Source organism: Streptomyces sp. NPDC047706 (genome assembly GCF_043204795.1).
Taxonomy (GTDB): domain Bacteria; phylum Actinomycetota; class Actinomycetes; order Streptomycetales; family Streptomycetaceae; genus Streptomyces.
In genome coordinates, this window is sequence record NZ_JBIDCW010000018.1 from 32,757 (window position 1) to 52,874 (window position 20,118).

Annotated in this window: 21 protein-coding genes, 1 tRNA gene and 1 pseudogene; 13 read left to right on the forward strand and 10 right to left on the reverse strand. The window is 71.4% G+C overall.

The window, feature by feature from the left end:
* Positions 1-46 precede the first annotated feature (46 nt).
* The 3 genes from ACGF8A_RS21495 (at position 47) to ACGF8A_RS21505 (ending at position 1,661) form a co-directional block, all read left to right on the forward strand.
* On the forward strand, positions 47-523 hold the full coding sequence (locus ACGF8A_RS21495) for a GNAT family N-acetyltransferase (RefSeq protein WP_393110461.1): 477 nt from the start codon (positions 47-49) through the stop codon (positions 521-523).
* 302 nt (positions 524-825) lie between these two features.
* Positions 826-1,305: a hypothetical protein gene (locus ACGF8A_RS21500; RefSeq protein WP_393110463.1), complete on the forward strand. Its 480-nt coding sequence runs from the start codon at positions 826-828 to the stop codon at positions 1,303-1,305.
* 86 nt (positions 1,306-1,391) lie between these two features.
* Positions 1,392-1,661 (forward strand): hypothetical protein, encoded by a 270-nt coding sequence (locus tag ACGF8A_RS21505; protein WP_393110465.1) that lies wholly within the window; start codon positions 1,392-1,394, stop codon positions 1,659-1,661.
* A 59-nt stretch (positions 1,662-1,720) separates the two neighbouring features.
* Here ACGF8A_RS21505 and ACGF8A_RS21510 read toward each other — a convergent pair.
* Positions 1,721-1,867, reverse strand: a pseudogene (locus ACGF8A_RS21510) (bifunctional 5,10-methylene-tetrahydrofolate dehydrogenase/5,10-methylene-tetrahydrofolate cyclohydrolase); the annotation flags it as partial.
* Between the two features lie 159 nt (positions 1,868-2,026).
* On the opposite strand from ACGF8A_RS21510, the gene ACGF8A_RS21515 reads away from it, so the two are divergent.
* Both ACGF8A_RS21515 and ACGF8A_RS21520 read left to right on the forward strand, forming a co-directional pair.
* Positions 2,027-2,200: a hypothetical protein gene (locus ACGF8A_RS21515; RefSeq protein WP_393110467.1), complete on the forward strand. Its 174-nt coding sequence runs from the start codon at positions 2,027-2,029 to the stop codon at positions 2,198-2,200.
* 444 nt (positions 2,201-2,644) lie between these two features.
* Complete coding sequence (locus ACGF8A_RS21520; protein ID WP_393110469.1) at positions 2,645-3,163, forward strand: hypothetical protein; 519 nt, start codon at positions 2,645-2,647, stop codon at positions 3,161-3,163.
* Between the two features lie 228 nt (positions 3,164-3,391).
* On the opposite strand, the gene ACGF8A_RS21525 is transcribed toward ACGF8A_RS21520, so the two are convergent.
* From ACGF8A_RS21525 to galU, 7 genes are all read right to left on the reverse strand, one after another.
* A tRNA-Ala gene (locus ACGF8A_RS21525) sits at positions 3,392-3,465 on the reverse strand.
* 82 nt (positions 3,466-3,547) lie between these two features.
* Positions 3,548-4,834 (reverse strand): gephyrin-like molybdotransferase receptor GlpR, encoded by a 1,287-nt coding sequence (gene glpR, locus ACGF8A_RS21530; RefSeq protein WP_393110471.1) that lies wholly within the window; start codon positions 4,832-4,834, stop codon positions 3,548-3,550.
* Between the two features lie 185 nt (positions 4,835-5,019).
* Positions 5,020-5,667: a GNAT family N-acetyltransferase gene (locus ACGF8A_RS21535; RefSeq protein ID WP_393110473.1), complete on the reverse strand. Its 648-nt coding sequence runs from the start codon at positions 5,665-5,667 to the stop codon at positions 5,020-5,022.
* A gap of 26 nt (positions 5,668-5,693) precedes the next feature.
* Positions 5,694-6,230, reverse strand: coding sequence for a molybdenum cofactor biosynthesis protein B (locus tag ACGF8A_RS21540; protein WP_393110475.1), 537 nt, complete (start codon positions 6,228-6,230; stop codon positions 5,694-5,696).
* Positions 6,227-6,739 (reverse strand): cyclic pyranopterin monophosphate synthase MoaC, encoded by a 513-nt coding sequence (gene moaC, locus ACGF8A_RS21545; protein WP_393110477.1) that lies wholly within the window; start codon positions 6,737-6,739, stop codon positions 6,227-6,229. Before moaC ends, ACGF8A_RS21540 begins: the two co-directional genes overlap by 4 nt.
* 83 nt (positions 6,740-6,822) lie before the next feature.
* Positions 6,823-8,145, reverse strand: coding sequence for a gephyrin-like molybdotransferase Glp (glp, locus tag ACGF8A_RS21550; protein ID WP_393110479.1), 1,323 nt, complete (start codon positions 8,143-8,145; stop codon positions 6,823-6,825).
* A gap of 4 nt (positions 8,146-8,149) precedes the next feature.
* Positions 8,150-9,052, reverse strand: coding sequence for a UTP--glucose-1-phosphate uridylyltransferase GalU (gene galU / locus ACGF8A_RS21555; protein ID WP_393110481.1), 903 nt, complete (start codon positions 9,050-9,052; stop codon positions 8,150-8,152).
* Between the two features lie 94 nt (positions 9,053-9,146).
* Here galU and ACGF8A_RS21560 point away from each other — a divergent pair, with 94 nt between their 5' ends.
* Positions 9,147-9,773, forward strand: a complete 627-nt coding sequence (locus ACGF8A_RS21560) for a 5-formyltetrahydrofolate cyclo-ligase (protein ID WP_393110483.1) — start codon at positions 9,147-9,149, stop codon at positions 9,771-9,773.
* Between the two features lie 67 nt (positions 9,774-9,840).
* On the opposite strand, the gene ACGF8A_RS21565 is transcribed toward ACGF8A_RS21560, so the two are convergent.
* Positions 9,841-12,651: a penicillin acylase family protein gene (locus tag ACGF8A_RS21565; RefSeq protein ID WP_393110485.1), complete on the reverse strand. Its 2,811-nt coding sequence runs from the start codon at positions 12,649-12,651 to the stop codon at positions 9,841-9,843.
* 200 nt (positions 12,652-12,851) lie between these two features.
* Here ACGF8A_RS21565 and ACGF8A_RS21570 point away from each other — a divergent pair, with 200 nt between their 5' ends.
* The 6 genes from ACGF8A_RS21570 to mscL all read left to right on the forward strand — a co-directional run bounded on the left by ACGF8A_RS21570 (position 12,852) and on the right by mscL (position 18,555).
* Positions 12,852-14,351 carry a potassium/proton antiporter gene (locus ACGF8A_RS21570; RefSeq protein WP_393110750.1) on the forward strand — a complete coding sequence of 500 codons (1,500 nt, stop codon included), beginning with the start codon at positions 12,852-12,854 and terminating at the stop codon, positions 14,349-14,351.
* 252 nt (positions 14,352-14,603) lie between these two features.
* Positions 14,604-15,878, forward strand: a complete 1,275-nt coding sequence (locus tag ACGF8A_RS21575; protein WP_393110487.1) for an MFS transporter — start codon at positions 14,604-14,606, stop codon at positions 15,876-15,878.
* Between the two features lie 67 nt (positions 15,879-15,945).
* Positions 15,946-16,260, forward strand: a complete 315-nt coding sequence (locus tag ACGF8A_RS21580) for an FmdB family zinc ribbon protein (protein ID WP_393110489.1) — start codon at positions 15,946-15,948, stop codon at positions 16,258-16,260.
* A 106-nt stretch (positions 16,261-16,366) separates the two neighbouring features.
* On the forward strand, positions 16,367-17,200 hold the full coding sequence (locus tag ACGF8A_RS21585) for an S-methyl-5'-thioadenosine phosphorylase (protein WP_393110491.1): 834 nt from the start codon (positions 16,367-16,369) through the stop codon (positions 17,198-17,200).
* A 245-nt stretch (positions 17,201-17,445) separates the two neighbouring features.
* Complete coding sequence (locus ACGF8A_RS21590) at positions 17,446-17,928, forward strand: hypothetical protein (protein ID WP_393110493.1); 483 nt, start codon at positions 17,446-17,448, stop codon at positions 17,926-17,928.
* A 141-nt stretch (positions 17,929-18,069) separates the two neighbouring features.
* Positions 18,070-18,555 (forward strand): large conductance mechanosensitive channel protein MscL, encoded by a 486-nt coding sequence (mscL, locus tag ACGF8A_RS21595; RefSeq protein WP_393110495.1) that lies wholly within the window; start codon positions 18,070-18,072, stop codon positions 18,553-18,555.
* A gap of 40 nt (positions 18,556-18,595) precedes the next feature.
* On the opposite strand, the gene ACGF8A_RS21600 is transcribed toward mscL, so the two are convergent.
* On the reverse strand, positions 18,596-18,775 hold the full coding sequence (locus tag ACGF8A_RS21600) for a hypothetical protein (RefSeq protein WP_393110497.1): 180 nt from the start codon (positions 18,773-18,775) through the stop codon (positions 18,596-18,598).
* Positions 18,776-18,873: 98 nt separating this feature from the next.
* On the opposite strand from ACGF8A_RS21600, the gene ACGF8A_RS21605 reads away from it, so the two are divergent.
* The gene (locus tag ACGF8A_RS21605) at positions 18,874-20,112 is read left to right on the forward strand and encodes a low temperature requirement protein A (protein WP_393110499.1); all 1,239 of its coding nucleotides are present in this window, start codon (positions 18,874-18,876) and stop codon (positions 20,110-20,112) included.
* Positions 20,113-20,118: the final 6 nt, after the last annotated feature.

The following is a 20,118-nucleotide window of genomic DNA, read 5'->3' on the forward strand; positions in this document are numbered from 1 at the left end:
TGGACAAAGTCCGGATTCGACTCTGCATAGGTGTACGATCCACAGCATGTATATACGCCGTGTCCCCTTCGACCATCCCGACGCCGTTAAGCTCAACGACGAGGTCCAGGCCGAGTACCACGAGCGCTACGGCGACGGCGGCGACGCCACCGTCCTCGACCCGTCGGACTTCCAGCCGCCGGGCGGCGTATATCTGATCGCCTACGACGAGACCGACCGCCCCGTCGCCACCGGCGGCTGGCGCAGGCAGGACAAGAACGCCGAGGGCAACGAGGACGGCGACGCCGAGCTGAAGCGGATGTATGTGATCAAGGACGTGCGCGGCCGCGGCCTCGCCCGGCGCATGCTCGCCGCCCTGGAGGAGGACGCCCGCGCCGCGGGCCGCGTCCGGATGGTCCTGGAGACCGGCACCCAGCAGCCGGAGGCCATCGCCCTGTACACCTCCAGCGGCTACGAGCCGTGCGCCAAGTTCGGCTACTACCGCCTCTACGAGTCGAGCCGCTGCTTCGCGAAGGCCCTGTGACAGGCGCCACTTGAGGACCCGTCATCGGGCCCTCAAGGACAACAGGGCACACGGCAGAGCCCCGTCGGAATCCCGACGGGGCTCTACGCTGCGTGGGGTGTTCACGAGTGGGGCTGACGTGCGGCGACAAGAGGCCCTGAAGATCGTTCCCCTTGATGGCGGAGATCGTTCCCCAGCCGCCAGGGGAACGGAACGGGTGGCCGCCATCCGGCCACTCGCGAGGAGTGCGTGAGCGGTCCGCCGCCCCGTGCCCCTCTTTTGGGTGATGGCGCCAGGGTGAGTTTCGAAGTAATTTCAAAATTATGGGTACTGAGAACTCGGCCGTGAACTTCTCCGAGCTGGTGAACAAGAACAAGCAGACGCTGGCCCGGCTCCAGGAATCGCCGAGACTGCTCCTGCACCGCAGAGACGGCGAAGATCTGGTCCTCACCACCGCGGCGCGGGCAGAGCAGGACCAGACGGTGGTGTCGGCAGCCACCCGGATGCTGGCGGCGATGGCGCGCCAGGAGCCCGGCAGCATGGAACTGCTCCTCGACATACTGCCGGACGCCTTCCCGTGGGTTCGTTTCCTGCCAGAGGCCGACGTCCACGCCTTCGCCGTCGAACTGGTCGACACCATGCGGGCCGCCGACTCGCTCGGCAACAGCGCCTCTGTCGCCCAGTTGCTCATCGCCTGGCAACACACTGCCGAGGTCTACTCCGACCCTGAACTGCTGGCGGCGCTGACCCGGGATCACGGCGAAGATTACGGACCCGTACCGGACCCGCGGGACGCTGCATGACTGCGGGGCGCGGCGACCGCGCCGCACCACCGGCGCCAGAAGGCCAAAGGGAAGTCCGCTTCGCGGACGCGGCCTCGGCCAAAGGCTTGGATAGCCTCGCCCAGCAGGTCCGCGAGAACACCTACCGCGCCTGGATCACCATGCGCACAGACCCCAGACCTGCCACCGAGACGCCCCGGCACCACCGGCTCAAGGGCGGCCTCGCGCACGGTACACACCGCGGACAGACCTGCGAACAGTGGCAGATCGAGGTGACCGGCGGCGGCCGCATCTGGTACCTCCTCGACACCGTCCGGAAGACTTGCTGGATCACCTTCGCAGGTACGGGGCATCCGCGGGCCACGGACCGCCGCTGATCCGGCACAGAAGACGTTTCCCATGGCGTGATCCGACGGGTCAGCCGATGCGGGTGGTGTCAGCCCGGGACTCCGAGCTGACGTGCTGCGGCGTCGACGGTCTGCGAGAGCAGGACGGCGATGGTCATCGGTCCGACTCCGCCGGGAACGGGAGTGATCAGGCGGGCGCGGGTGCGGGCGATGGCCTGAACGGCGACGGCACCGGGGTCGGTGAGCTGGGCGTGGGGCCAGGCTTCCGGATCGCCGGCAAGCTCGCGCGGCGGCCTTCGGCGGTTCATGCCTCCGACCATGCAGATGCACTCCTTTCCGTGAAGATCGGCTTCACCCCCTTCACTGGCTGCTTGACCAGCCGGTGGGCTTGGGCCGTGACCTTGAACTCGGAGATCTCCGGCCGGATCCGCGACTACCGCCCGCGGCTGCCGCACCGGCAGTGGGCGCCGGTCGCCGACCAGGTACGGGCGACGGTGGCGGCCACCGCCCCGGCCACCTGCTACGAGGTGCGGCGGCTTCTGTATGCCGTCGGGCGGCTGGCCGTGTGAGCCGACAGTGGCGGACTGCCGCGTGAGCCAGGGGCGCAGCCAGGTCCGGCAGGTCTGCACCGTCGAGCCCTCCAGGCCCGAGCAGCCCGACAGCACGAACGCGTCGATCGTCTCCGTCCGCAGCCACACCCCTGGCGAACAAGGCAGCTGGCAGGGCGCCCTGCTCATCGACGGCTCCCTCGCCTGCCCTCACATGCCTGCCGCACTCGTGCAGGCCACCCGCGGGCTGGACGACAAAGTCGTACGCGAGATCCGCGACAACCAGCAGCTCACCGAACACATCACCGCCCGCGAGCCGCACTACCTCAAGACCAAACAAGGACCTGACGCACGCGGCGCCATCCGCCTCCAGTGCCCGGCCGCCGGACCGTCGCCGTCGGTGAACTGTGCGCGCCGCGACCGCCTCCGCCCCGCACACCCCGCACGCAGGGCCCGCCCTCTGCAGTGGTCGACTTCAGCGACCGCCGCCAACGCACCGCCCATCCCGCCGCACGGCCCACCGTCCAACTCCCCCAGAACGAATGGCTCAGCCCACCACCAGCGGACGAACTGCCCCGTGTCTGCAGCAAGTCCGACATCACCGTCCCCGCCGACGCCGCCGGCGACCTCAAGACCGCCAAATTCCGACAGGACAGCCACTACCTGTCCGACGACTGGATCGCCGCCTACAAGCCCATCCGCTCTCACAACGAGGGCATCCACGGTCGCCTCAAGGGCGACGAGATCGACATCGGCAACCCGAAGCACCGCCCGGCACCGGGCCAGGTCGCCCAGACGCTCCTCGTCGCCCTCATGGTCACCGCCGGCAACCTCGACATCCTCGAAACCTGGCTCTACCAGCGCACCGGCACCCGACTCACCGACAGCGTCTTCGACAACACCGGTCCCCAGCCGCCGACATGGCCCGAGACTGAGCCACCCGCACAGGCCGGACGGCCGCCGCCACCCACCACAGGCCGCTGAACCACAAGAACCGAACACAACCGCAGCCAGCCCCGGCCCCCCGGGGCTGGCTGCGATGGCCACGACACGGAAAAACGGGACAGAGACACGGCCACGCTCGACACCCGCCGCCATCCACCACCCCGAACAGGCTCGAACAGTCCCCGGAAACGACAAAGATCCCGACCGATCAGAAGATCGGCGGGATCTCGTCAACCGCTCCCAAGCGAACTCAAGAACGGCCGTGCGTGGACCTGTGGGGATTTGAACCCCAGACCCCCTCGATGCGAACGAGGTGCGCTACCAGACTGCGCCACAGGCCCTTGCAACGAGTGAAACCTTAGCACCCCGATCGGGGTGCTTGGAAATCCGTTCCCGCTGGACCCGGGGCCGGAGCGTTGCTGGCTACTCGTTGGCCGCCCGCGGCCGCTCCCCCTCCTCGTACTGGTCGAACAGCGGCGTACGTCCACGCTCCCGCGCCCGCCGCGCCGAGGCCGCCCGGCGCCGCGCGTCCCCGCGCCCCTCGCCGTCCGCCTTGTCCGCCGCGCCGTCCGCCGTCCGCGCGTCCCCCGGGCCGCCCGCCGCGCCGTCGGAGGGGGCGGCGGCGGGCGAGGCAGTGGCGGCCGGGGAAGGGGAGGCGGCCGACGTTCCGGAGCCGTGCTCACGCGAGCCCTCCTCCGCCTCCTGGTGCCGCGCCGCCGGGCTCGACCGTGCCGAGCTCCACGCGTCCAGCGCCCCCAGGTCCACCTCGGCGCTCGCGCGCGGCGCGACGGGCGCCGTCACGTACGTCGGCAACGGCACCGGCACGGGCTCCCAGCTCTCCCCGCGCCCGGGCCGCCGCTGCCGCTCCCGCTGCTGATCGACCCACTCGGCGTGATCGGTCTGCTCCACCAGCGCCCGCCGGTCCGCGGCCAGCGCGGACAGCCCGGGGTCGGCCTCCGGTTCGTGCCCCTCCTCAGGCTCGTCGGCATCGGTCTCGGCCAGCGCGTGCCGGCGCGGCTGCCGCGCCCGCTCGCGGAGGCGCTGTGCCGCGGCCTCCGCCTGACGCCGGTCCATCTGGTAGGCGAAACGGCGGCGCTCCTGCGCACGCAGGTACACGATGTACCCGCTGAGCAGGACGGCGGGAACCCCGGGCGCCCAGAGGAACGCGAGGCCACCGACGGCCGCGACGACCGCGCCGAGCGTGAAGGCCAGGAAGAGCAGGATGGTGGTGCGCCTGCGGCGCGCGAGCACCTTGGAACGCCGGGCGCGCGCCGCGGCCGCCTCCGCGCCGGGTGCGCGGCGGGCCGGGGGAACCGGCTTGCGTGGGGGCGGGGGCGTGGGCACCTCCCGCACCGGCGCGGGAACCGCCGCGCGGGTGTCGGACGCCGGTACGGCTTCCGCTCCCGCCTCTTTGACGGTGCCGGTCCGGGGGCGCGTCGGAGGCATGGCGAAGGCCCGGACGTCCACCGAGTCGGTGACCGCGTCCGGGTCGTCGAAGCCGGGCTCCCCCTCGTCGGTGGAGCGCGCCCGCAGGTCCTTGGCGTACCGGCGCTCCATCCCCGCCCGTCCGGACAGCAACCGGATGGCTGTGCTGAAGCGTTCCGTCGGACGGGCCTCGTTCAGCTCGTCCTGCCTACGGAGCCACATCGGCACCAAGTAGGCGGCCCAGGCCCCGACAATGACTGCGTAGATGAGGCCGCTGCTGCTCACGCCTCACACGGTAGAGGGGTTTGCGTGAGGCCATCTGCCAATTGAGCCGGTGTGTCGCACGATCTGGCTGATATTTCGAGCTTTTTTTGTGACCGATGCGATCAGCAGGCTGGCGCACCCGCGAATTCAATGCCCTCGGACCGGTCACCAACCGATCATTTTCGAACACGTATTCAATTTTGGCGTCAGGCGGGATTCCCGGGGGCGTTCTGCGGATTCCACGGCAGGTCCCGCGCCTTCCGAGAGGTGTTCCCGGACCGGGCGCGGCGCCAGCGCGACAGCAGCCCCTCAGGGACCTCTTCCGCCGTCAGCGCGAAGACGAGATGGTCGCGCCAGCCCCCGTCGATGTGGAGATATCGGGGCCTGAGGCCCTCCTCGCGGAATCCGAGTTTCTCCACCACGCGGCGGCTGGGCCCGTTCTCGGGGCGAATGCAGACCTCGATGCGGTGCAGGCCGACGGTCCGGAAACAGTGGTCGACGGCGAGCGCCACGGCCGTCGGCATCACGCCGCGGCCGGCCACCGCCTCGTCCACCCAGTAACCGACGTGGCCGGAGCACATGGAGCCCCAGGTGATCCCGGCCACCGTCAACTGCCCGACGAGCCGCCCCTGGTACTCGATGACGAACGGCAGCATCCGGCCCGCGCTCGCCTCCGACCGCAGGTGACGGACCATCTGGCGGTAGGTCGGCCGGTTCGTGACCGGCCCGCCCGGTGTGGGCGGCGGGATGGTGGCCTCCCAGGGGCGCAGCCAGTCGCGGTTGCGCCGGTTGACCTCACGCCAGGCCCGCTGGTCGCGCAGCCTTATCGGGCGGAGGACGACATCGCCCTCCACCAGTTCGACGGGCCAGGACGGGCTGTTCAGTTCGCACCCCCACCGGAGGGTCCGGGGTGGTCACCGCCGCGGATCTGGTCGACGGCGTGCATCAGCAGCGGTTCCAGCACGGCCAGTCCGTCGCGTACGCCGCCGGACGAACCTGGCAGGTTGACGACCAGTGTCCCGCCCGCCACCCCGGCCAGCCCCCGGGAGAGCGCGGCGGTGGGCACCTTGTCCCGGCCGTACGCGCGGATGGCCTCCGCGATGCCCGGTACCTCACGGTCCAGCACGGCGCGGGTGGCCTCCGGCGTGCGGTCGGTGGGCGAGATGCCGGTGCCGCCCGTGGTGACGATCACGTCGTACCCGGCGTCCACGCCCGCCCGCAGCGCGGCCTGAACCGGATCCCCGTCGGGGACGACCTGCGGGCCGTCGACGGCGAACCCGAAGCCCCGGAGGCCGTCGGCGATCAGCGGGCCGCCCTTGTCCTCGTAGATCCCGGCGGCGGCCCGGTTGGAGGCGGTGATCACCAGCGCGCTGTACGGCGCGACCAGCGCGCCGCCGAGCGCCGCGTCCGAAGTCATGCCCGGCTCCAGTCGCCCGACTTGCCGCCCGTCTTCTCCTCCACCCGTACGTCCGTGATGACCGCTCCCTTGTCGACCGCCTTGACCATGTCGATCACGGTGAGCGCGGCGACGGAGACCGCGGTCAGGGCCTCCATCTCGACGCCCGTACGGTCCGTCGTGCGCACCGTGGCGGTGATCTCCACGGCGTCGTCCGCGACCGACAGGTCCAGTGTCACACCGGACACCGACAACGGGTGGCACAGCGGGATCAGGTCCGGCGTCCGCTTGGCGCCCATGATCCCCGCGATCCGCGCGGTGGCGAGGGCGTCACCCTTGGGAACCCCTTCGCCGCGCAGCAGTCCGATCACGCGCGGCGAGACGAGGACCCGCCCGCTCGCGCGCGCGGTGCGCGCGGTCACGTCCTTGTCCGATACGTCGACCATGCGGGCGGCGCCCGCGTCGTCGATGTGCGTCAGGCGGTCCTGCGCAGGGGCACCGGGGGTCTCCCCCCGGGAAGGCACGGTCATGGTGTGGCGCTCCCGGTCCGGGCCCGTCGCGGTGCGGCGCACGGACCTGTTGTGCGCGACACGGTACCGCGAGCCCGGGGCGGTCAGCCGAGCAGGACCACCTCGACCTCGGCACCCGGCTCGACGGACTCCGTCTCCTCCGGTACGACGATCAGCGCGTCGGCGTGCGCGAGGGCCGCGACCAGGTGGGATCCGGCCCCGCCGACCGGTGTCACCCGGCCGTCGGCGTAGCTGCCGCGCAGGAACTGCCGGCGCCCCGGCGGCGACGTCAGCGCCTTGTCGGCGGCCAGGGTCGCCCGGGCCCGCGGGCGGTGCACGTCGGGGAGTCCCATGAGGGTGCGGATCGCGGGGCGGACGAACAGTTCGAAGGAGACGTACGACGACACCGGGTTGCCGGGCAGGGCCAGCAGGGGGGTGTGGTCGGGGCCGATGGAGCCGAAGCCCTGGGGCTTGCCGGGCTGCATGGCGATCTTGCGGAACTCGATGCCGCTGCCCGGTTCGTCCTCGTCGCCGACGTGCGACAGGGCCTCCTTGACCACGTCGTACGCCCCTACGCTCACGCCGCCCGTGGTGACCATCAGGTCGGCGCGGACGAGTTGGTCCTCGATGGTGGTACGCAGGGTCTCGGCGTCGTCGGCGACCGCGCCCACCCGGTAGGCGATGGCGCCGGCGTCGCGGGCGGCCGCGGTGAGGGCGAAGCTGTTGGAGTCGAAGATCTGGCCGCTGCCCAGTTCCTCGCCGGGCGGGACGAGTTCGCTGCCGGTGGAGAGCACCACCACGCGCGGGCGCGGGCGCACCCGTACGGTGCCGCGGCCGATCGCGGCGAGCAGCGCGATCTGGGGCGGGCCGAGGACCGTGCCCGCCTCCAGGGCGCGGTCACCGGCCCTGACGTCGCTGCCCTTCGGGCGCACGTGCGCGCGTGCCTCGGCGGGCCGGTGCACGCGCACCTGCCCGGAGGCGCCCTCGGGGCCGAGGCTGCGGGCCCGCATCCCGGTGACGGGGCCCTCGCCGAGGCCGCCGTCGGTCCACTCCACGGGCACCACCGTCTCGGCGCCGGGCGGCAGCGGGGCGCCGGTCATGATGCGGGCGGCCTGGCCCGGTCCCACGGTCAGGAGCTCCGCCTGGCCCGCGGCGACGTCCCCGACGACCTCCAGGACCGCCGGGAACTCCTCGCCGGCGCCCGCGACATCCGCGACCCGTACCGCGTACCCGTCCATGGAGCTGTTGTCGAACGGCGGCAGGGAGACCGGCACCGTGACGTCGTCGACCAGGACACAGCCCTGGGCGTCGAGCAGTTGCAGCTCGATGGGTTCGAGAGGGCGGACGGTCTCGAGGATGTCCTCCAGGTGTTCGTCCACCGACCACAGATGGTCCTGTCCGGTGGCGCGGGGCGCGGCGGTGCTCAAGTGGCTACATCTCCTCGGTGACGTAACTGCGAAGCCAGGTCCGGAAGTCCGGGCCCAGGTCTTCACGTTCGCACGCGAGTCGGACAATGGCACGCAGGTAGTCGCCGCGGTCGCCGGTGTCATAGCGGCGGCCCTGGAAGACGACGCCGTGCACCGGGCCGCCCAGCTTCTCGTCGGCCGCGAGCTGCTGGAGGGCGTCCGTGATCTGGATCTCACCGCCGCGGCCGGGTTCGGTCTTGCGCAGGACGTCGAAGATGCGCGGGTCGAGGACGTAGCGGCCGATGATGGCGTAGTTCGAGGGGGCGTCGGCGGCGTCCGGCTTCTCGACCAGGTCGCTGACCTTGACCACGTCGCCGTCCTCGGTGGCCTCGACGGCCGCGCAGCCGTAGAGGTGGATCTGCTCGGGGGCCACCTCCATGAGCGCGATCACGCTGCCGCCGCACCGCTCCTGGATCTCGATCATCCGCCTCAGCAGGGGGTCGCGCGGGTCGATGAGGTCGTCACCGAGGAGCACCGCGAAGGGCTCGTCACCGACGTGGGGGGCCGCGCACAGGACGGCGTGGCCGAGGCCCCGGGGGTCACCCTGGCGCACGTAGTGCATGGTCGCGAGGTCGCTCGACTCCTGGACCTTGGCGAGCCGCTCGGCGTCGCCCTTCTTCTCCAGGGCCGACTCGAGCTCGTAGTTGCGGTCGAAGTGGTCCTCAAGGGGGCGCTTGTTGCGGCCGGTGATCATGAGGACATCGTCGAGACCGGCCGAGACGGCCTCCTCGACCACGTACTGGATCGCCGGCTTGTCGACCACCGGCAGCATCTCCTTGGGAGTGGCCTTGGTGGCCGGCAGGAACCGGGTGCCGAGGCCTGCTGCGGGAATGACAGCCTTGCTGATCCGTGGTTGCGCCTGAGTCATGCTCGCAACCATATCCGGTGACTTTGCGGGGAATCTGCGGCTCCGGTAAGTACGCACTCATATGAGCACTTTGATCACAGTACGGGAGCGACACATGAGTCACCTCGGACACATGGGCGAGCCTGACAAGCGCACATTGCGCCGAGAACTCCTCGCGGTGAGGAACAGGTTGCCCGCAGGTGACGTGCGGGAGGCCGCGGCCGCGCTGGCGGCACGCGCACTCGAACTGGATGAGCTGGCGCACGCGCGCACGGTGGCGGCGTACGTCTCCGTGGGCGCCGAGCCCGGCACCCTCGCGCTGCTCGACGCGCTGCACGCGCGGGGCGTGCGCGTCCTGCTCCCGGTGCTGCTGCCCGACAACGACCTCGACTGGGGTGTCTACGCCGGGGAGGGATCCCTCGCGCGGGTGCGGCACGGTGCCCGGACGGCGCTCCTGGAGCCCGCCGGCGAGCGGCTCGGGCCGGACGCGGTGACCGGCGCCGACGCGGTGCTGCTGCCGGGACTCGCGGTGGACGCGCGCGGGATGCGGCTGGGGCGCGGCGGAGGTTCCTACGACCGAGTCCTGGCGCGGCTGGAGCGCGCGGGCGGCCGGCCGGCACTGGTGGTGCTGCTGTACGACACCGAGGTCCGCGCGCGTGTGCCCGCCGAGCCGCACGACCGGCCGGTGCACGCGGTGGTGACGCCGTCGGGGGTGCGCCGCTTCCCGCGCGCCGCACGCTGACGCCCCGGACGGCGAAAGGGCCCTCCACGCGCGCGTGGAGGGCCCTGAACCGGTCGCCGTCAGCGGGTCACGGCTTGAGCACGAGGGTGTCGTTCGTGCTCCTGTCGACCGCCTGCTTGGTGAACGACCAGTCCAGCAGCTGGCCCTTGGCCCACTTGTCCGTCTGGTCGGTGTAGTGGTCGCTGTAGGCGTGCCCGGAGGCACCGCTGAGGTTGATCCACTTCGACTTGTCGAGGTCGTCGAGGTTGACCACCATGCGCATCGACGGCACCCAGACGACGCCGTAGCCGCCGGCGGCGTTCCAGCCGGTCGCGTTGACCGTCGCCTCGCCGCCGCCGAGCTCCCAGGGGCCGCGGTTGAGCACGTACTGGAGGAAGCCGGGGCCGCTCGTGCCCAGGGTCTGGTTCTTCAGGAACAGCCGGTGCAGCCGGCCCCAGCTCCAGGAATCGATGTCCTTGCCGAGCTTGGCGGTCAGCTCCCAGCGGGCGTCGATCATGGCGCGCTCGAACAGCTCGTCACGGTTGTCGGCGCCGGGACGGGTGCCCGACTTGGGCGTCGTCCACCAGTCGCTGTCCTCGTCGTCCATGAGGGTGCGCACGACCTCGAACCACCGGTCGCCGCCGTCCGGCTGGGCCTGGTCCGCGTCACGCTGCCCGCACTCGCGCACCCGCCGGTCCTCGTCCGCCGGGCCGGTGGTGTCGACCGGCTCGACCCACAGGCACTGGCCCTCGACGCGCAGCTCCTTGGGCAGCTTGTTGCCGAACGCGAGTTTGAGGACGTTGCGCCAGACCGAGTTGAAGTAGGCGGCGGCCGCCGAGTCCGCGTCCTGGGTGTAGTCCCAGCCCTCCAGGAGCTTCTGCGCGTCGCGTACGTCCTTGCCGCCGGCGTCGATCTTCAGCAGCTGCGGGACGAGCAGCTTGGCGATCTCGCTGCTGCTGTCCATCTGCATCTGCCGCATGTCCTCGGTGGAGACCTTGCCGCCGCCCTTGATCTTCGACTCGATCAGGTCGGTGATCCGCTGGCTGCGGGTGCCGTAGCCCCAGTCCGTGGTCAGCGTGTACGGGTAGTCCTCGCCGACGACGGCCTGGTTGGCGGTGACGACGTAGCCGCGCTCCGGGTCGTACTCGTAGGGCAGCTCGTCCTGCTCGACGTAGCCCTTCCACCCGTACCTGGAGTCCCAGCCGGGCGCCGGGACCGATCCGTCGTGGCCCTTGGCGCGTGTGGGGATGCGTCCGGGCAGCGTGTAGCCGATGTGGTTCTCGGTGTCGGCGTAGACGAGGTTCTGCGAGGGCACCTCGAACAGGGCCGCCGCGGCGCGGAAGTCGTCCCAGCCGGCCGCCTTGTTCATCGCGAAGAGCGCGTCCATGGTCCTGCCCGGCTCCAGCGCGGTCCAGCGCAGCGCGATGCCGTAGCCGTCGCCGCGGTCGGGGGCGGCGGTGTCGACGGTGGCCTTCCTGCCGGCCTTGACGAGTTCGCCGTCGCGGTCGGACAGCAGCGGACCGTTGCTGGTCTCCCGGACGACGATCTTCTTCGGCGAGCCGCCGGCGACCTCGATGGTCTCCTCGTAGGTGGTGAAGGGCTTCACCTTGCCGTCGTAGAGGTAGCCGTCGCCGGTGAGCTTCTCCAGGTAGAGGTCGGTGACGTCGGCGCCGGAGTTGGTCATACCCCATGAAATGTTCTGGTTGTGACCGATTATCACGCCCGGCATGCCCGCGAAGGTGTAACCGGAGACGTCGTACTGGCACTTGCCGGAGACCGTGCGGCAGTGCAGGCCCATCTGGTACCAGACGGACGGCAGCGAGGCCGACAGATGCGGGTCGTTGGCGAGCAGCGGCTTGCCCGTGATGGTGTGCTCGCCGCCGACCACCCACGAGTTGGAGCCGATGCCGTTGCCGTTCACGCCGACGGCCTCGGGCAGGTCCTCCAGCTCGTCGTAGAGGCCCGTGAGCTGGCTCTGGAGCGCCGAGGACCCGCTGGACGAGGAGGAGTCCGCGGAGGCGTCCGTGGACGCCCCTGTCCCGTCCGTGGAGCCCTCGGACGCGCCGTCCACGGAGCCGTCGCCCGCGCCCTCCGCGGAGCCGCCGCTCGCGCCCCCGTCGAACGTCTGGGTGAGTTCGTCGTACTGGCCCTGCCGGACGACGACCTGGTTCCGGTCGTAGGGGTAGCGCGGGTACAGGTCGGCGACCTGCTTGGGGCCGAGGCGGCTGGTCATCAGGGAGCGGTCGATCTCGTCCTGCATGTTGCCGCGCAGGTCCCAGGCCATCGCCTTCAGCCACGCCACCGAGTCGACCGGGGTCCACTGCTCGGGCTTGTAGTCGTTGCTGAAGCCGAGCGCCGCGTACTCCAGGGAGATGTCCTCGGCGTCCTTGCCCGCCAGATACGCGTTGACCCCCTTGGCGTACGCCTGGAGGTACTTCTTGGTGGCGGGCGACAGCTCGGTGTCGTACTCCTTCTGCGCGGTCCGCTGCCAGCCGAGCGTGCGCAGGAACTCGTCGTTCTCGACCTGGCTCCTGCCGAACATCTCCGACAGGCGCCCGGAGGTCATGTGCCGGCGGACGTCCATCTCGTAGAACCGGTCCTGCGCCTGGACGAAGCCCTGCGCCATGAACAGGTCGTCGTCGGAGGAGGCGTAGATCTGCGGGATGCCGTTTCCGTCCCGTTTGACGTCGACGGGTGCGGTCAGGCCCTCGAGCGTGATCGAGCCCTTGGTCTGCGGGAAGGAGGCACGCACGGTGCTGACGGACCAGTACGCGCCGTAGACGACGCCGCCGATGACGGCCAGCACCAGCACGAGCACGAACAGTCGGGCTTTGCGCCCCTTCTTCCTGCCGGACTTGCCGGGCTGCTGACCCGTTGAGGCGGTGGTGTTGGGGGGCATCGCTGTCCTTGCTGTCCTAACGCGAGCGGCAGGCGGTACTGGAGTGCTGGAGCAACCATAGGCGCAGGGCCCGGTGGCACTTGACGCGGAGTGGGGAACCAGCGCGGACCGACGTTCGATCTTGCCCGGGCGAGCGTCAAGAAATCGTCAAGAGTTAGGTAAGGTAACGAAGTACCTGCACCAGGGGAAGGAAGCGGCCGCTGAACATCCACGACCTCAACGAACTCCTGCTCGTCTGCTCGCTCGTCCTGCTCGTCGCCGTGGCCGCGGTACGGATCTCCTCGCGCAGCGGGCTCCCCAGCCTGCTCGTCTACCTGGGCATCGGCATCCTCATGGGCCAGGACGGGATCGGCGGCATCCACTTCGACAACGCCGAACTGACGCAGGTCATCGGGTACGCGGCCCTGGTCGTGATCCTGGCCGAGGGCGGTCTCGGCACGAAGTGGAAGGAGATCAGGCCCGCCCTGCCCGCCGCCTCCGCGCTGGCGCTCGTCGGGGTCGCGGTGAGCGTCGGGGTCACCGCGACGGCGGCGCACTTCCTGGTCGGGCTGGACTGGCGGCAGGCGCTCATCATCGGAGCGGTCGTCTCCTCCACCGACGCGGCGGCGGTCTTCTCCGTACTGCGGAAGATCCCCCTGCCCGCGCGCGTGACCGGCACCCTGGAGGCCGAGTCCGGCTTCAACGACGCGCCCGTGGTCATCCTGGTCGTCTCGTTCTCCACGGCCGGCCCGTTCGAGCACTGGTACGTGCTGGTCGGCGAGATACTGCTGGAACTCGCCATCGGCGCCGCCATCGGCATCGCGGTGGGCTGGCTGGGCGCCTGGGGGCTGCGGCACGTGGCCCTGCCCGCGTCCGGTCTGTACCCGATCGCCGTGATGGCCATCGCCGTCGCCTCCTACGCGGCGGGTGCCCTCGCGCACGGCAGCGGCTTCCTCTCCGTCTATCTCGCCTCGATGGTGCTGGGCAACGCCCGCCTGCCGCACTGGCCCGCCACCCGCGGATTCGCCGAGGGGCTCGGCTGGATCGCCCAGATCGGCATGTTCGTCCTGCTCGGCCTGCTGGTCACACCGCACGAACTGGGCGACGACATCCTGCCCGCCCTGCTCATCGGGCTGGTGCTCACCATGGTCGCGCGCCCGATGAGCGTCGTGCTCTGCCTGGCGCCGTTCCGGGTGCCGTGGCAGGAGCAGGCCCTGATGTCGTGGGCCGGGCTGCGCGGCGCCGTGCCCATCATCCTGGCGACCATCCCCATGGTGAACGGCGTGGACGGCAGCCGTCGCATCTTCAACATCGTCTTCGTACTGGTCGTCGTCTACACCTTGGTGCAGGGGCCGACGCTGCCCTGGCTGGCCCGCACCCTGCACCTGCGCGACGGCTCCCAGGCCGCCGCCGACCTCGGCATCGAGTCGGCTCCCCTGGAGCAGCTGCGCGGGCACCTGCTGTCGGTCAGCATCCCGCGCGGGTCGAAGATGCACGGCGTCGAGATCAACGAGCTGCGGCTGCCCGCCGGGGCCGCGGTCACCCTCGTCGTGCGGGAGGGCACGTCGTTCGTGCCGCTGCCGACGACGGCGCTGCGCCGGGGCGACGAACTGCTCGTGGTGGCCACGGACCCGGTCCGGGACGCGGCCGAGCGGCGGCTGCGCGCGGTCGGCCGCGGGGGCAAGCTGGCCGGCTGGCTGGGCACCAACGAATCGACCTGATCGCAGGCGGGCGCGGCCGGTGGTGCGCACTTTCACAGGCGCACCCGTCCTTCACCCCTGTACGATGCAGGTTGTCACCCAGATCGAACCAACTCTGCCTGACGCAGAGCTGGCGCGACCGTATGGCGGCCGGAAACGCTCTTCGACGCAGTGGGCGCCGGTATCTACCGCAGTCAGCGCAAGAGGACAGCTCTCGGCGCCCCGGCCCACCACAAGAGGGCCGCGCTACCAGGCGGCAGAAAGGCAAGGGCCGTGGCGTCCACGGTCACCTCGTCGAAGTCCTCCCGCCCGGGCTACGGGCAACTGCTGCGCACCCGCGGCGCCTGGACGTTCCTGCTTCCCGGCTTCGCCGCACGCCAGCCGTTCGCGATGCTGACGATCTCCATCGTGCTGCTGGTGCAGCACACCACCGGCTCGTACGGCGCGGCAGGCGCCGTCGCGGCCGTCACCGGCGTCTCCATGGCGCTGTTCGCGCCCTGGACCGGGCGCCTGGCCGACCGTTTCGGGCAGCGCGCCGTGCTGCTCCCCGGCGTGCTGGTGCACGCCCTCGCGGGTCTCACCCTGACGGCACTCGCGCTCGCGGACGCTCCCCTGTGGGCGCTGTTCGCGGCGGCCGTCCCCACAGGCGCCTCCGTCCCGCAGGTCGGGCCCATGGTGCGCGCCCGCTGGGGCGTGAAGCTCCAGGGCTCGCCCCTGATGACCACCGCCGCCGCCTTCGAGTCCGTCACGGACGAACTGACCTTCGTCGTCGGCCCGCTGCTCGCCACCGCCCTGTGCACCGCCGTCGACCCGGCGGCGGGTCTGGTGACCGAGGCCGCGCTGACCCTGGTCGGCGGTCTGCTGTTCGCCGCGCAGAGGAGCACGCAGCCGACGGTGACGGCCGGCGGGCACGCGCGCGTGGAGCACGCCTCCGCGCTGCGCGTCCCCGGGGTGCGCGTCCTGGCCGTGGCGTTCCTCGGCATCGGTTCCGTCTTCGGCGGCATGCAGGTGTCGCTGGCCGCGTTCACCGCGTCGATCGGCGAGCCCGGCCTGAACGGCGTCCTGTACGGGACCTTCGCGGCGGGCAACATGCTCGCCGGCATCGCGTGCGGGGCCATCGCCTGGAAGGCTGCCCCGCAGCGCCGCCTGATCGTCGGCTACGGCGCCCTCGCGCTGGCCGCCGCGGGGCTGTGGGCGGCGCACTCGGTGCCGCTGCTCGCCGGGCTCGGCCTGCTCGTCGGCATGTGCATCGCACCCGCCCTGATCACCGGCTACACGCTGGTCGAGAACCTGGTCCCGGCCGGGGCCCGCACCGAGGCGTTCACGTGGCTCACCGGCGCGGTGGCGCTCGGTCAGGCGGGTGCCGTCACGATCGCCGGGCAGATGGAGGACCGCCTCTGGGGCGGCGCCGGGTTCCTGGTCCCGCTCGGCGGCACAGCGCTCGCGCTGGCGACCCTGGTCGCGCTCCGGTCGCGGCTGGACGCGCGGCCCCGGAGCCGTACGGTCGCACGTGGCGTCGGTCACCGCGCGCCGGTCGCAGTGGACTGATCCCGAGGAATGCGTCACTATGGACCGTCGTTAGCACTCATTGAGTGAGAGTGCCAGGAGGAAGACAGTGCCGACCTACCAGTACCAGTGCACCGAGTGCGGCGAGGGCCTCGAGGCGGTGCAGAAGTTCACCGACGACGCCCTGACCGAGTGCCCCAGCTGCCAGGGACGCCTGAAGAAGGTGTTCTCCGCCGTCGGCATTGTCTTCAAGGGCTCCGGGTTCTACCGCAACGACAGCCGCGGCTCCTCGTCGAGCAGCTCGCCGGCGTCGACCGGGGCGTCCTCGACGTCCTCCCCCTCGTCCTCGTCCTCCTCCACGTCCTCGTCCTCGGATTCGAAGACGTCGAGCGCGGGAAGCTCCTCCAGCACCACCGCCGCCTGAGGCCCACGCGCACTCCCCGGACCCCGCCCGCGTACCGACGGCGGGGTCCTCGGTCTTTGCGGCACCACCTCCTGCCGCCGCGGCGACGGCGGCTACTGTGCTGGTCATGGCGAACGCAGAGATCGGTGTAATCGGCGGCTCAGGTTTCTACTCGTTCCTCGACGACGTGACCGAGCTCCAGGTGGACACGCCGTACGGGGCCCCCAGCGACTCCCTCTTCCTCGGCGAGGTCGCAGGTCGGCGCGTCGCCTTCCTGCCCCGGCACGGACGCGGCCACCATCTCCCGCCGCACCGGATCAACTACCGGGCCAACCTGTGGGCGCTGCGGTCGGCCGGCGTGCGCCAGGTCCTCGGGCCCTGCGCGGTGGGTGGCCTGCGTCCCGAGTACGGACCGGGCACGCTCCTCGTCCCGGACCAGCTCGTCGACCGTACGAAGTCCCGGGTGTCGACCTACTTCGACGGGCTGCCGCTGCCCGGCGGCACCGTACCGAACGTGGTGCACGTGTCCCTCGCTGACCCCTACTGCCCCACGGGACGGTCGGCCGCGCTGAAGGCGGCGCGCGGACGGGACTGGGAGCCGGTGGACGGCGGGGCGCTCGTGGTGGTCGAGGGGCCGCGCTTCTCCACCCGCGCCGAATCGCTGTGGCACCGGTCGCAGGGCTGGTCGGTGGTGGGCATGACCGGCCACCCCGAGGCGGCGCTCGCCCGTGAACTGGAACTCTGCTACTCCTCACTGACCCTGGTCACCGACCTCGACGCGGGCGTCGAGACCGGGGAGGGCGTCTCGCACGACGAGGTGCTGCGGGTGTTCGCGGCGAACGTGGACCGGCTGCGGGACGTGCTGTTCGACGCGGTGGCGGCGCTGCCCACGAACGAGGAGCGGGACTGTCCGTGCGTGAACGCGCTGGGCGGCATGGATCCCGGGTTCGTGCTGCCGTGACGCGCCTTCCTGGCGCGACGACGGCGGAGCTTCACGTTCGGGTGAGGGAGTTTTCCACAACTCGTCGGTAGCGCACGGGCCGCGGCGGGCGGCGGAGCGAAGCCTCATCGTGGGCGGCAAGCGTTCCGTCGTCACAGGTGGTGGTCCTCGTGTCCTTCGCTGATGCCTTTCAGCCGTCCTCCGTGCCGCCCTCAGGCCCGCTCCCGCCCCGTCCGCCCGGGACGGACGCGCCGCCGACCTGCGAAGTGCCGCACTTCACTCCCGTCCGCGTACGCGGCGGGCGGTATCGGCCGCGCAGGTTCGTACGGCGCCGGCGGCAGGCCCTGGCCGCAGGGCTCGTGCTCACCGCCGCCGTGCTCGTGGCCGCCGGCCCGCGGGCCCCGGCCGGCGCCGAGCAGGGTGACCGGGCCCGCGGGCACCCCGTTGCGGACGCCGCGCCGGAACGCCGGGCGGTGGAGCGGGTGTCCGCGCCCGTGCGGATCGCCGACGCGGCGACGGTGCGGCTGCTGCGCCCCGGCGACCGGGTCGACGTCGTCGCCACCGGGGAGACGGCGGCGGGCGGCGCGGCCGATGTCGTCGCACGCGGCGCACTCGTGACCGGGGTGCCCGAGCCGCTGGACGGCGAGACGGTGAGCGGGGCGCTGGTCGTGCTCTCGGTACCGCGCGGCACCGCGGCACGCCTGGCGGGCGCGAGCGCCACGGCCCGGCTGGCGGTGACGCTGTGCTGAACCGCGCCTTGCGCCTGTTGCGCGAACTGCTGTCACGTCCTTCCCCGGAGCCACCGGATTGGACACGGCCGCCCAGCCCTGCCGTAGGTTGCGGAACTGTTTGTTCCACAAGCTGCCCATGTGATGAGGAGAGGCCACGAGGTGAGCGAGCAGAAGGAACCGGGCGTCTGGCAGGGCTTCAAGGCCTTCCTGATGCGCGGGAACGTCGTCGATCTGGCGGTCGCGGTGGTCATCGGCGCCGCTTTCACCAACATCGTCAACGCGGTGGTGAAGGGCGTCATCAACCCGCTGGTCGGAGCGATCGGCACCAAGAACCTCGACAGCTACAGCTCCTGCCTCAAGGGACCGTGCCGGGTCGCGGACGACGGATCGGTCTCCAGTGGGGTCATGATCCTTTGGGGCTCCGTCCTCGGGTCGACGCTGAGCTTCGTGATCACCGCGGCGGTGGTCTACTTCCTGATGGTGCTGCCGATGGCGAAGTACCTGGCCCGGCAGGAGGCCCGCAGGAAGGCAAGGGAGGGCACCCACGAGATCATCGAGGTGTCCGAGCTGGAGGTGCTCAAGGAGATCCGCGACACGCTCGTCGCTCAGGGCGGCGGGCGCGGCTCGGGCCGTACCGGGGGGTAGCGAAGGCGCTTCGCAGGGCTCTTCGGGCCCTGCGGGCGGCTCACAGGTGGTGGGGCGGCTTCTCGTCGAGGAAGCGCTTCAGGTCCTCGGCCGCGTCGCCCCCGCCGCGCGGCCGGTCGCCCCACCCGCGATCCGTGTCGTCCGAGGACTGCTCGTCCAGCGGATCGCCGAAGATCAGCGCCTGGGGCGCCCGCGGCTCGGGGGTGGGGGAGGTACTCATGCCCCCAGCGTACGGGGCGGGCGCCTGCGCAGGCCGGGGTGCCCGGACGGTCCCGACTCGCGGAGAAGTTCCGGCCGACGTCTGCTGTGCTAGGAATCATGACGTCCAGCCCGACTCCGACGCCCGCCTCACCCGGCGCGCCGCCCCCGCGGAGGCCGCTGCGCCGGCTCACCGCCCGCCGCCGCGACGAGGTGCATCGCGGCGCCACGCCGCTGGAGCTCTTCTTCGACCTCTGCTTCGTCGTGGCGGTCGCGCAGGCCGGGATCGAGCTGGTGCACTCCGTCGCCGAGAGTCATGCCGGCGAGGGCATCCTGAGCTACGCGATGGTGTTCTTCGCCATCTGGTGGGCCTGGATGAACTTCAGCTGGTTCGCCTCGGCGTACGACAACGACGACGCCCTGTACCGCGTGGTCACCCTGGTGCAGATCGCCGGTGTCCTCGTGCTCGCCGCCGGGATCTCGCGGGCCTTCGAGACACGCGACTTCCTGCTGGTGCTGCTCGGCTACGTGGTGATGCGGCTCGCCATGGCCACGCAGTGGCTGCGGGCCGCGCGGTCCGCGCAGGGGGCGGAGCGCACCACGGCACTGCGGTACGCAGGGGGCGTGCTGCTGTGCCAGGCCGGCTGGTGCGGGCTGGTGCTCCTGCCGCAGCACGCCCGCCCCTGGCTCTTCCTGGTGATGGTGGTGCTGGAGCTGTGCGTGCCGCTCTACGCGGAGCGGAGCCGGCCCACCACATGGCATCCGCACCACATCGCCGAGCGGTACGGGCTGTTCACGATCATCGTGCTCGGCGAGAGCATCGCCGCGGCCACGATCGCCGTCAAGACGGGCGCGGACGAGAACGACGCGCTGGGCGAACTTCTGCCGATCGCGGCCGGCGGCCTGCTGATCGTGTTCTCCGCCTGGTGGATCTACTTCATGGCGCCCGTCCACGGCCGCCTGCGATCCAACCGGCAGTCGTTCGTGTGGGGTTACGGCCACTACCTGATCTTCGCCTCGGCGGCAGCCATCGGCGCGGGCCTGGAGGTGGCGGTGGAGCAGGCGGTCGGCACGGCGCACATCTCCACGCTGTCCGCGTCGGCCGCGGTGACCCTGCCGACGGCGCTGTATCTGCTCACGGTATGGGCCCTGCACTCGGGCCACTTCAAGGTGGGCATCGCCCAGCAACTCGTGCTGCCGACGACCGCGCTGCTGGTGATCTGCTGCACCTTCCTGGGCGAGTGGGCGGTCTTCGCGGCCGGTGTGGTGTCGGCGCTGTCCGTGGGGGTCGGGGAGACCCTGACGACCCGCCGGGCCGCACGCTCGCGCGCGGCGCGGACAGGCACGCCGGCCACCTGACCCCGG

Coding starts and splice junctions, on each gene's coding strand:
- ACGF8A_RS21495 (WP_393110461.1), top strand. CDS start 47: ATGTATATACGCCGTGTCCCCTTCGACCATCCCGACGCCGTTAAGCTC.
- ACGF8A_RS21500 (WP_393110463.1), top strand. CDS start 826: ATGGGTACTGAGAACTCGGCCGTGAACTTCTCCGAGCTGGTGAACAAG.
- ACGF8A_RS21540 (WP_393110475.1), bottom strand. CDS start 6,230: ATGACTTCGGACGCGGCGCTCGGCGGCGCGCTGGTCGCGCCGTACAGC.
- moaC (WP_393110477.1), bottom strand. CDS start 6,739: ATGACCGTGCCTTCCCGGGGGGAGACCCCCGGTGCCCCTGCGCAGGAC.
- galU (WP_393110481.1), bottom strand. CDS start 9,052: ATGACTCAGGCGCAACCACGGATCAGCAAGGCTGTCATTCCCGCAGCA.
- ACGF8A_RS21560 (WP_393110483.1), top strand. CDS start 9,147: ATGAGTCACCTCGGACACATGGGCGAGCCTGACAAGCGCACATTGCGC.
- ACGF8A_RS21565 (WP_393110485.1), bottom strand. CDS start 12,651: ATGCCCCCCAACACCACCGCCTCAACGGGTCAGCAGCCCGGCAAGTCC.
- ACGF8A_RS21585 (WP_393110491.1), top strand. CDS start 16,367: ATGGCGAACGCAGAGATCGGTGTAATCGGCGGCTCAGGTTTCTACTCG.
- ACGF8A_RS21600 (WP_393110497.1), bottom strand. CDS start 18,775: ATGAGTACCTCCCCCACCCCCGAGCCGCGGGCGCCCCAGGCGCTGATC.
- ACGF8A_RS21605 (WP_393110499.1), top strand. CDS start 18,874: ATGACGTCCAGCCCGACTCCGACGCCCGCCTCACCCGGCGCGCCGCCC.